The sequence below is a fragment of the Gordonibacter sp. genome, from assembly GCF_036667095.1.
Lineage (GTDB): Bacteria > Actinomycetota > Coriobacteriia > Coriobacteriales > Eggerthellaceae > Gordonibacter.
Genome location: NZ_JAVWUP010000332.1, coordinates 1 through 2028, shown reverse-complemented (window position 1 = coordinate 2028; position 2028 = coordinate 1). Strand labels below are relative to the sequence as shown.

The following is a 2028-nucleotide window of genomic DNA, read 5'->3' as shown; positions in this document are numbered from 1 at the left end:
CGTCGTCCCAGGGAATGAATCCACCATGGCGCACCGCGCCGAGCAGCGTTCCCGAGTCGAGGAAGTAGGTTATGCCGTTGTCCCCGCACACTCGGTCGATGGCCTCGAGTATTCCCAACTCCGTAAGCTGAAGCTTGCGGAGCAGTCTATCTTCGTACTGCATTTCAACCTCACCGTTTTCTCCAGAAATGCACCCTGGTTGGAAAATGCAAATAAAGCAGTGCCAGAATACCACAGCAAGACGCGCACGCATTCCGCAAGCCGCCCCCAGCCCAGCCCCGCCGCACTTCCCTGGAATTCCTTGTTTAAACAGCTTGGTTTCGATATCATGGTTCGCATGGAAGACCTTTGCATATTTACCCCCACCTACAATCGTTCCTACGTGTTGCCTCGCTTGTTCGAGAGCCTCGAACGCCAAACCACCGGCGGGTTCGAGTGGCTCATAGTCGACGACGGCTCAACGGATGACACCGAGAGCGTAGTGCGCCAATTCCAAGCGTCTGAAGCATCTTTCCCCATACGCTACCTCAAGCAGTCCAACGGAGGCAAACAGCGAGCGCATAACACCGGGGTGGAGGCTTGCACGTGCGAATTGTTCATGTGCCTCGATTCCGACGACCGGCTTGCCGTCAACGCAGTTGAAGATATCCGCAGCATCTGGAAAGATCGCTGCGACGACCCCTCCATCGCAGGCGTCGTCGCCCTCTGCGGGCCAAGCGCCGAAAAGCCTACTGGCACCTGGATGCCGGAAAGCATCGACACCATCACGCTCTGGGATTTGTACTACAAAAAAAAGCACTGCGGAGATACGGCTCATATCTACCGAACAGACATCCTTAAGCAATACCCGTTCTACGTTCACGAAGACGAAAAATTCATGGCGGAAACCTACGTCTACCACCAAATAGACCAGCATTTCCGCCTCGCAGTTCTCAACAAAGTAATCTCGATAATTGAATATCTGCCCGACGGATACACCAAAAACGTGCGACAAGTCACCAAAGACAACCCTTTTGGCTTCATGGCATTGAAGCGCTTGCACCTCGAGTACTCAGATACGCTGTACCTCAAATATTACAACACCATCCTTTTCCTGGTGGGCCATCGACTCAGCGGCAGCAAACGGGGCATTGCAGATTCGCCCTACAAAGGTCTTGCTTATCTAGCGTACCTGCCAGCCTGGCTCCTCTGCAAAACCGTATACCGATAAATCAGGGGGCATTCATGCAAGCATTGGATCTTGACAAGGTAAAGCGCGTTGAGCTCGAACTACTCACGACATTTCATGAATACTGTGAAGAAAACGGACTGAACTACTTCATGTGCTATGGCACACTTCTGGGAGCAGTTCGCCACCAAGGCTTCATTCCCTGGGATGACGACATAGACGTGGCCATGCCGAGGAACGACTACGAAAAGCTGTACGCTTCGTTTCCCGCCGACCATCAAGACAGCCACATCAAACTCGTATCCTATCGCGACAAAACGTCGATATACCCCTTTTTCAAGCTGATCGACACACGAACCGAGGTTAGGGAGGATTTCGTAGACCCCCAATACATATCAGGTGTTTGGATAGACATTTTCCCGATAGACGGCATTCCTGCAAACAATCGTCCCTTCAAAGCGAACCGTCGAGCAAAACGGAAATACAATTTCACCGTTGGAGACACCTCGAAGGGAACAACCCCGTTCAGAGCTCTCGTCAAGCGAGTCCTCACACCCTTGCTCGCCGCACCCGACATCTACCTCGAAGCAGCCCGACTAGACGAACTCGCTGCTACCATACCGCCCGACCCAAACGGCGACGTGGGCGTAATTGTTTGGGGAGAAGGTGAGCGGGAGCGCATGCCCTATGCCTCGCTCAACACGACGAAACTCCCTTTCGAGGGACGGGAGTTTTACGCGCTCGCTAACTACGAAGACTACCTGACCCGCATCTACGGCGATTACCTGGAACTTCCTCCTGCGGAAGATCGGAAGCCTCACGCTATGCATGCAATCTGGGTTGCCGAAGAGCTGTACGAA

At 53.3% G+C, this 2028-nt stretch carries 3 protein-coding genes; 2 read left to right on the top strand and 1 reads right to left on the bottom strand.

All coding sequences use genetic code 11. The annotated features are described in order from the left end of the window. Positions 1-163, bottom strand: a 163-nt coding sequence (locus RR842_RS14320; RefSeq protein ID WP_332730252.1) for a LicD family protein, incomplete at its 3' end; no start/stop codon positions are given. A gap of 165 nt (positions 164-328) precedes the next feature. On the opposite strand from RR842_RS14320, the gene RR842_RS14315 reads away from it, so the two are divergent. Both RR842_RS14315 and RR842_RS14310 read left to right on the top strand, forming a co-directional pair. Then, the gene (locus tag RR842_RS14315) at positions 329-1210 is read left to right on the top strand and encodes a glycosyltransferase family 2 protein (RefSeq protein WP_332730251.1); all 882 of its coding nucleotides are present in this window, start codon (positions 329-331) and stop codon (positions 1208-1210) included. Between the two features lie 14 nt (positions 1211-1224). Then, on the top strand, positions 1225-2028 hold an 804-nt coding region (locus RR842_RS14310), incomplete at its 3' end, for a LicD family protein (RefSeq protein ID WP_332730250.1).